The following is a 6350-nucleotide window of genomic DNA, read 5'->3' as shown; positions in this document are numbered from 1 at the left end:
CGCCGGTTCAGGAGGCCTTCCTTGCGGACCTGCTTCAGCAGCACCGAGTAGGAGGCGACGACGTCGTTCGGCCTGGAAATACGGACGGTACGCGCAGCTGCGGGGGAATCCGGGCGGGTCGGCAGTGCACCAGTGGTCGCGGTGTCGGTCATGATCGTCCTTCGTGGGTGAGGGAACGATCACGCCGGCCGGTGCACGGCGGAACGTCCCCTTCAGGTCCTGAAACGGCTGATGACCAGTGAGGCCCAGGCGTCATTGAGGTAGGTACTTCGTTGTGGGGGCGTTCCCCGATGGGTGTTCAGCCGATGATGGACAGGACCCGGGGCACGCTGTCGATCGTGATATCCGTCTTCGCTTCCACGGATTTCACTTCGCCGTCGATCTGGTAAGGCATGGGTTTGACCGTCGAGAACCGGTACTGCGCGTAGCTCGGCTGGTCGCCCAGTCCCTTGGTCGTGGCGCGCAGGGCTGTGAGCAGGACCCGCCACTTGGCCATATGGGGGAACGTGATGACCTCGAACTTCCCGTCCGCGGGGTGGTCCCCGGCCTCGCTCAGGGTCGCGTACTTCGCCATCTGTGAGATGTTCGCGAACACCAGGCTGTCGAAGGTGCGGTGCTTTCCGTCGCTCTGGCGGATCTCGAAGGGTTTGAACTTCCGGAAGGTTCGCGCGACGGAGAACATCTCCTTGATCGCACCCTTGCTGCCCTTTTCGAGATCGATCGCCATGACCGGCGTCAGGCCGAAGCCGATGTAGGAGTGTGCATAGACCGCCGTCGCATCCGGTTGGCCCATGCTGATGCGCAGCAGGTCGATCCGGCGTACCTGGCCCTCGGTGATGGCTTCGGCCAGGGGTTTGCGCCCGACGACGCGGCTGTGGTCATTGGCATTGCCTGCAGCCAGGACCGCACACACGGCGTCCTCGCTGCCGCTGTCCATGACGCCGTTGACGACCTCGTTGTACCCGCCATCCCCACTGACGGAGACGATCAGCGCATTGCCGGCGGATGCCGCCTCGCGAGCCAGATCCACCGCATGCCCGGCATGCTCCGTGGGCCGCAGCGTTACATCCGTGGCCGGAAGTGCTGCTGTCAGCTCATGGTGGAGGTCCTCAGCAAGCTTCGGGGCGTCCCCGGTGCTGTTCGGATTGAAGATGATCCTGATCGTGTCGAACCTACGCGGCGAATCCATTGCCAACCTCTCCTGATCATTGCACCTGGCAATGGAACGGCAACACCTGCCTCCTCGTATAGTAAGCGCCCTTTGCAGTATTACGTGCATGGCAGAACCGTGCCATGGGAGACGTTGACGTCATGCGCCTCGCTGGTCGTGCTCGTGCCGGTTCCTTGAGACTCAGCGTCGGAGGATCACCTTCGACGTCTCTCCGTCGATCGGCGCCGAGGTGTGCTCGTGCACGATGAGCCATCCGTCTCCCCGGCGCTGCAGGACCCAGGTCAACCGGTTCTGCATGGAGCCCACCTCGTTTCCGGCAGCATCGAGCTCCCGGTAGGTGATGATCGCGTGCACGCTCGCGAGGTCGTCGGCCACGGAGGAACGGACGTCGTCGAAGCCGACGCCCACCTTCTGCTCCCCGAGCGAGCCGAACCACTCGCCGATCGCGCCCCGCCAGGCTTCCTTGCCCTCGTAGGTCCACTCGGACCACAGGTCGAAAACCCGGACGTCGTCGTCGTACAGGGCCAGGAGGGCCTCGGCGTCCTGGTCGAGAACGGCTGCGGTGTAGGCCGCGAGGACGTGGTCGATGCTGGTTTGCCCGGTCATGATGCTCCCTTTGATCGCTGTGCCGGATGATGGCTCATGCCTATGGGACGAGGCGCGGAGCCGGGAATCATCGCTGGGTCCGAACCTGCTCGCAGTGGGTGATGCGGTGGGCGCCCCGCACCATCATCGGAGTCAGGACAGTTCCGACCGTGATCACGATCAGTGTGTTCGGAATGCAGTGCAGGACCGTGCCTCTCCTACCGCGCGCTTTTCTGGCGTGCCTCGGCTGCCCGGTCCGCCCTGTCGATGCTCGCAGGGTCCGCCAGGTCCACGCCGGCACGCGACGCCGCCTTCCGGGCGGCAGGGCTCTTCAGATCCGGCAGTGCGAACTCCTTCGGGGTGATCCGGGCGTCCTGGGCTGCATGCTCCGCCTGCTGCTCGGCGAGGGCCGGCGCCGCGTCCTCGGCGGACCTCAGCGTTTGCTGCGTGACGCTGACCCGGCTCCCTGTCAGGGAAGCACCGATCAGCGGGACATACCCCGAGGCATGTCCTGCCCGGTTCGGGTGGTAGGAATCGGCGACGGGCCGCGAAAGGCCATTCAGCCATTCGACGTCGTCGCACACGGCGTGGCCGGTGAAGGGCGTCGTCGGAGTCCGGAACGTGAATCCCGCGGTGGCGGCAGCGGCCGCAGCCGTCCGGTTGAGGAGGTCGGCCGTCTCGTTCAGCCGGGCCTCCTCCCCGGGCGAGAACCAGGTGCCCGCGTTGCAGTCCTCCCCGTTGAAGATCCGGGGGTAGCCCGCGACCGTCACGGACGCCAGCGGTACGCGCGCCCTGATCTGCGCGTACAGCGACGCGAGGCTTCCCGGCAGCTGGGCCGATATGACGGCCTGGGCGCGGTCGATCGCCGCATTGCAATCGCTCATCCACGCCGGCTTCGCGCACTCGGTCAGCACCGCGACGAACGAGGCGTCGTTTCCGCCGACACTCAGGGAGACATACGACGTCGTCGGCGTCAGTGCCTCGAGCTGGGTCGCTACGACGTCGGCGGTGGTTGCGCCGGAGCACGCGCGCAGGTTCAGCGCGTACCCCTTCGCGCTCGCGATGAGCGACGGGTAGGCGTAGGCGGATCGCTGGCAACTCGTCCCGTCGGCCAGGTAGGCCCGCGTCCCTGTGCCCGAGGAGTAGGAATCGCCGAGGGCTACATAGGAGGCGCCCGCAGCGGTGGCCGGCGGAGCAGGAAGCACGACGGCGGCCAGCAGGACCAGGGCCGCGACGACCGGACGGTAACGCAACATCGACATCGGGCTCCAGGTGCTCGGTGGGTACACGCCTACGCTAGCGCCGCGACGGTGCGGGCGCAGGGCGGCACGCCCCCTTTCGGTACGAACCTTCCCCGGCAGGTCGCGGCCCGTTCTTTGCCTCTCCTCCGCGCCGCGCGGTAAGCTGTGGGACGGCTCACGCCGTTGAACCCCCAACTGAATACGCCCTTGATCTGCAGCGGGAGAGTTTGCCGTTGACTCACACACCGGCAGGCGCCGTAGGAGCAAATCCTCCCCAGGAATCTCTCAGGCCCAGTACCGCTGCGGCTAGGCAACTCTGGAAAGCAGCCCCGGGACTTCTCCGGCGCTCACCGACGGTGCAAGCAGGCGACGAGCCATGCGGAAACTCTCAGGTCCCCTACAGAGCGGGGAGGAACCCGACCAGGCACGCGCGCGCCCGCGCCCCCTTCTGACGTACGGAGTTCCCATGACCGCCTCACCCGACACGGCATCCGGCACAGTACCCGCCCCCGCATCGACATTCGCCGACCGCCACATCGGCCCGCGGTCATCGGATGCAGGGCACATGCTGGAGGTCCTCGGCTACCCGAGCCTCGACAAGCTCGTGGACATGGCCATCCCCGCCGGCATCCGCCTGGACCGCGCGCTCAACCTGCCCGGGGCCCTCAGCGAGACCGAGGTCCTGGCGCAGCTCCGCCGGATCGCCGACCGCAACCGGACTGCCGTGCAGATGATCGGCCAGGGCTACTTCGACACCGTCACACCGCCGGTCATCCGTCGCAACGTCCTGGAATCGCCCGCCTGGTACACGGCCTACACCCCCTACCAGCCGGAGATCTCCCAGGGCCGCCTCGAGGCCCTCCTGAACTTCCAGACGATGGTGCAGGACCTCACTGCCCTCGATATCGCCAACGCCTCACTGCTCGACGAGGCGTCCGCCGTCGCCGAGGCCGTCCTCCTCATGCGCCGGTCCGGCAAGAACAAGGGCCGCACCGTCATCGACGCCGACGCGCTTCCACAGACCGTCGCCGTCGTTCGTGGCCGCGCCGAGGCCCTCGGCTTCGACGTCGAGGTCGCCGACCTCTCCGCCGGCCTGCCCGACGGCGACATCAACGGCGTCGTCCTGCAGCAGCCCGGCGCGTCGGGAGCGCTGCGCGACCACGCCTCCGTCATCAGTGCCGCCAAGGAGCGCGGTGCCCTCGTCACGGTCGCAGCCGATCTCCTGGCCCTGACGCTCATCACCGCGCCGGGTGAGCAGGGCGCGGACATCGCCGTCGGCTCCGCCCAGCGCTTCGGCGTGCCCCTCTTCTTCGGCGGTCCGCACGCCGCCTACATGGCCGTGCGCAAGGGACTCGAGCGCATGCTCCCCGGCCGCCTCGTCGGGGTCTCGAAAGACGCCGACGGTGCCCCCGCCTACCGCCTCGCCCTGCAGACCCGCGAGCAGCACATCCGCCGCGAGAAGGCCACGAGCAATATCTGCACCGCACAGGCGCTGCTGGCCATCGTCGCCTCGATGTACGCCGTCTACCACGGGCCGGAGGGGCTGAAGGCGATCGCCCGCACCACCCACCAGCGCGCCGTCGAGCTCGCCGCCGCCCTCAAGGGCTCGGAGGCCACCGTCGTGCACGGCGCCTTCTTCGACACCCTCCTGGTCTGCGTGCCAGGCAGGGCGGTGGACTACGCCGACGCCGCCGAGGCCGCCGGCTACAACCTCCGCCGCATCGACGCCGACCACCTCGGCATCTCCTGCGACGAGACGACGACGCCGGACCACGTCGCGGCCGTCGCCGCCGTGTTCGGAGGCACGGTCGACGGCGCGGCCTCCCTCGGCGGGCACATCCCGGAGCAACTGCGCCGCACCTCCGGATTCATGACCCACCCCGTCTTCTCGCTGCACCGCTCCGAGACCGCGATGCTCCGCTATCTTCGCAGGCTCTCCGACAAGGACCTCGCCCTGGACCGCACCATGATCCCGCTCGGCTCGTGCACCATGAAGCTCAACGCCACCGTCGAGATGGAATCCATCTCCTGGCCCGAGTTCGCCTCGATCCATCCCTACGCACCGGACAGCCAGACCGAGGGCTGGCGCGAGCTGATCACCGACCTCGAGGAACGGCTGGCGGAGATCACGGGTTACGACCGGGTGTCCCTGCAGCCCAATGCCGGGTCCCAGGGTGAGCTCGCGGGCCTCCTCGCCATCCGCGGCTACCACCGCTCGCGCGGTGACGAGAACCGCACCGTCTGCCTCATCCCGTCCTCTGCGCACGGCACCAATGCGGCTTCGGCCGTGCTCGCCGGGATGAAGGTCGTGGTGGTCGGCACGGCAGCCAACGGCAACATCGATCATGACGACCTGCTTGCCAAGATCGAGCAGCACGCCGGGAATCTCTCGGCGATCATGATCACCTACCCTTCCACCCATGGCGTGTTCGAGGAGGACGTGCGCTGGGTCTGTGAGAAGGTCCACGAGGCGGGCGGCCAGGTCTACATCGATGGCGCCAACCTCAACGCCCTCGTGGGTCTCGCCCAGCCCGGCGAGTTCGGTGGCGACGTCTCGCACCTGAACCTGCACAAGACGTTCTGCATCCCGCACGGAGGCGGCGGACCCGGTGTCGGCCCGGTCGCCGTCGCCGCGCACCTGGCGCCGTTCCTGCCGGGCGACGCGAACCGCGACGTCGCCACGGACGGCGGACCCGAGGCCGAGGGCGGTACACCCGTCTCCGGGTCGATGTACGGCTCGGCCGGCGTCCTGCCGATCTCCTGGGCGTACATAGCGCTCATGGGATCCGAGGGACTCACGAGCGCGACGGCGCATGCCCTGCTCGCCGCCAATTACGTGGCCGCGCGCCTGACCGAGCACTTCCCGGTGCTCTACACGGGAGTGCAGGGGCTGGTAGCCCACGAGTGCATCCTCGACCTGCGCCCTCTGACCGCGGCCACGGGCGTCACGGCCGAGGACGTGGCCAAGCGCCTCATCGACTACGGCTTCCATGCGCCCACGCTGTCCTTCCCCGTCGCGGGAACCCTCATGGTGGAGCCCACGGAGTCGGAGGACCTCGCGGAGCTGGACCGTTTCGTCACCGCGATGATCGCGATCAAGGGTGAGATCGACCGCGTGGCCGCGGGCGACTTCACGATCGAGGAGAGTCCGCTGCGGCAGGCCCCGCACACGGCGCAACTCCTCGTTGGTGACGAGTGGACGCAGGCCTACCCGCGCGAGCTGGCCGCCTATCCGTTGCGCTCGCTCCGCCACGACAAGTATTTCCCTCCGGTGCGCAGGATCGACGGCGCCCACGGCGACCGTAACCTCGTCTGCTCCTGCCCGCCCATCGAAGCCTTCGAAGACTAGGATC

General features: G+C 68.0%; 4 protein-coding genes and 1 riboswitch. Of the genes, 1 reads left to right on the top strand and 3 read right to left on the bottom strand.

Annotated elements, in window-relative coordinates; translation table 11 throughout:
- Positions 1–298 precede the first annotated feature (298 nt).
- The 3 genes from D6T63_RS14960 to D6T63_RS14950 all read right to left on the bottom strand — a co-directional run bounded on the left by D6T63_RS14960 (position 299) and on the right by D6T63_RS14950 (position 3018).
- Complete coding sequence (locus D6T63_RS14960) at positions 299–1189, bottom strand: diacylglycerol/lipid kinase family protein (protein WP_120149858.1); 891 nt, start codon at positions 1187–1189, stop codon at positions 299–301.
- A 162-nt stretch (positions 1190–1351) separates the two neighbouring features.
- Positions 1352–1777 carry a YybH family protein gene (locus D6T63_RS14955; RefSeq protein ID WP_120149857.1) on the bottom strand — a complete coding sequence of 142 codons (426 nt, stop codon included), beginning with the start codon at positions 1775–1777 and terminating at the stop codon, positions 1352–1354.
- A 197-nt stretch (positions 1778–1974) separates the two neighbouring features.
- Positions 1975–3018 (bottom strand): SGNH/GDSL hydrolase family protein, encoded by a 1044-nt coding sequence (locus D6T63_RS14950; protein WP_120149856.1) that lies wholly within the window; start codon positions 3016–3018, stop codon positions 1975–1977.
- 187 nt (positions 3019–3205) lie between these two features.
- Positions 3206–3307: riboswitch (glycine riboswitch) on the top strand.
- Between the two features lie 156 nt (positions 3308–3463).
- Between D6T63_RS14950 and gcvP the strand changes: the two genes are divergently transcribed.
- Positions 3464–6346 carry an aminomethyl-transferring glycine dehydrogenase gene (gene gcvP, locus D6T63_RS14945; RefSeq protein WP_120149855.1) on the top strand — a complete coding sequence of 961 codons (2883 nt, stop codon included), beginning with the start codon at positions 3464–3466 and terminating at the stop codon, positions 6344–6346.
- Positions 6347–6350 lie beyond the last annotated feature (4 nt).

Source organism: Arthrobacter cheniae, from assembly GCF_003602275.1.
GTDB classification, from domain to species: Bacteria; Actinomycetota; Actinomycetes; order Actinomycetales; family Micrococcaceae; genus Arthrobacter_D; species Arthrobacter_D cheniae.
The sequence above is the reverse complement of the archived record's forward strand: the minus strand, read 5'-3'. Positions and strand labels throughout refer to the sequence as shown.

Coding starts and splice junctions, on each gene's coding strand:
- gcvP (WP_120149855.1), top strand. CDS start 3,464: ATGACCGCCTCACCCGACACGGCATCCGGCACAGTACCCGCCCCCGCA.
- D6T63_RS14955 (WP_120149857.1), bottom strand. CDS start 1,777: ATGACCGGGCAAACCAGCATCGACCACGTCCTCGCGGCCTACACCGCA.
- D6T63_RS14960 (WP_120149858.1), bottom strand. CDS start 1,189: ATGGATTCGCCGCGTAGGTTCGACACGATCAGGATCATCTTCAATCCG.
- D6T63_RS14950 (WP_120149856.1), bottom strand. CDS start 3,018: ATGTCGATGTTGCGTTACCGTCCGGTCGTCGCGGCCCTGGTCCTGCTG.